This is a genomic window from Rhizobium sp. 05N430, assembly GCF_056396985.1.
In genome coordinates this window covers 1-1,923 of the sequence record NZ_JBFTMO010000039.1, presented here as the reverse complement: position 1 = coordinate 1,923, position 1,923 = coordinate 1, and the positions used below count along the sequence as shown (strand labels likewise).

Sequence of the window (1,923 nt, the reverse complement as noted above, 5' to 3'; positions counted from 1 at the left end):
GAAGCTAACCCAAGTGCATCATGGCCGCCTTGGAGGGTAGGGCATCAGCCACCTTCGCGCAAATAGGCAGCAAAGGCTTCGGCGGGGGTCCGGTATCCGAGGCATTTGCGAGGCTGTGAGTTTAGATGATGCGCCAACTCAGTCAGCTGTTGCTGGGTGACATTGGCAAGATCCGTGTCAACAGGCATGAAGCGTCGGATACGTTTGTTGGTGTTCTCAACGGCGCCTTTCTGCCATGGCGCGCTGGGATCGCAGAACCAGCTCCTTGCGCCGATGCCTTCCTCCAAAGCCYTGAAGCCGCTGAACTCCGTGCCGCGATCGAAGGTAAAGCTCCGCCGCGCCATCGCTGGCAACGGCGAGAAAGCATGAACGATCTTATCCATGATCGGTCGCGAATGACGACTGTTGTTCTTGAGCATGACCGTATAGCGGCTCTYGCGTTCAATCAGTGAGGTGACATTGGTCGGYCCAAGCTCCCGCTTGAAGATCAGCAGATCGCCTTCCCAATGTCCGAACTCGGTCCGATTGCCAATAAAATCAGGYCTTTGAGATATCCTGCAATCGGCCGGGAAGACGTTGCCGCGCGGTCGGCGAGAGCCTCGAGGTCGACGCTTGCGGCGTGCCTCCGGCAGATAGCGATAGAGGCCCAGACCATAATCCTCCTTGCAGTAGACAAAGCGATAAATGGTCTCAGGGCAAATGCGAACCGGGTTGGCGGCATCTTCGGCAAGACGGCCGGCAATCTGCTCCGGGGACCAATAGGCCTTCAGGCGGTCAATKACCAGCTCGCGCAATCTTGGGTGCCGCCTGAGCTTGCGCAGCCTTCGMCGCCGCTCCTTGGCGATGTCATCGGCGATCGTATCAAAGTAGCCGGTGTACTCGGGAAACTCGCGATCGTGAAAAGTGTTGCGCTTGAGCTCACGATAGATCGTTGAGCGATGACGTCCGAGCTGGCGGGCGATCTCGCCAACTGGCACCTTTCGCTCTCTGAGATGATAAAGACGGCGACGATAGGCGATGGTGAACTGCTGATAGCAAAGCGACATGCCAAAATCTCCAAAGTGAAGCCATTGAAATTACTRGCATGTCGGACTTGGAAATAGAATGTACCGCGACGCACATCATGTCATGTCACAGCTATTTAAAGATGAGACAAARTAAGCAATTTAGAAACGCGACGTMATTYTATTMACWATTACTGGAWTTGCAAGATTCTATATTGATGTGTGCTCGGGAATTAGCCGCCGTCCGGGCGGAGATGGCCAGGGTTGCGCAGCTCGGTCGGCGGCGGATGACTCAAGCGCAATCATATACTGCGCTTTCTCAGCCGGATCGCTTACATCACTCGGCCGGACCCAGGCGCGCCAACGCTTGCCGCCGTCGGGCGATGACGGCAGGATCCTTCGTAAAATCCGTCTTTCGTCCAGGTTCGGTGCCGCGTTTCTGATAACCGTTGCTGACACTGCCATCGGGAATACCGAACATGTGATCCGTCTGTCCGCTTCGACGCGGTCCYCTTTTGCTGCGCTGCTGCTCACGCCCCGCCTGCAGCTCAGCGACAACAGACAGCATGTCGTCCAGCCGCTTGTTCTCGACCACTTCGGATCGGTGTAMTGACCGTAACGTATCGAACGTCTTGTAGGGCAGGGAGGCTTCCCCGTCCGTGATCTCAAGTCGTCCGTCAGGATAATCGCAAACAATCAGCTTCTTTCCCGCCAGCGCCCTGGCGCGCTCTGTCGGGTCCAGGATGAACATCACCTTGTCGTAGCGCAGCGTCAAGGAATGCGACAGCTTGCGAACCTCCTTGCGGCACATGGCATCATCGAGGTTCTCATGATCGGCCAACGGCCGGTGCATGTCCTTCGGATTGCGCGGTGGCTTCCCGAAACGCGTATTGAAATCCGCCATGAACTCAGGCGCATA

At 56.6% G+C, this 1,923-nt stretch carries 1 protein-coding gene and 1 pseudogene; both read right to left on the bottom strand.

The window, feature by feature from the left end; all coding sequences use genetic code 11:
* Window positions 1-44 precede the first annotated feature (44 nt).
* On the bottom strand, window positions 45-1,046 hold the full coding sequence (locus tag AC1DJO_RS29800) for an IS30 family transposase (protein WP_477974127.1): 1,002 nt from the start codon (window positions 1,044-1,046) through the stop codon (window positions 45-47).
* 295 nt (window positions 1,047-1,341) lie between these two features.
* A pseudogene (locus AC1DJO_RS29795) lies at window positions 1,342-1,923 on the bottom strand (ISNCY family transposase); the annotation flags it as partial.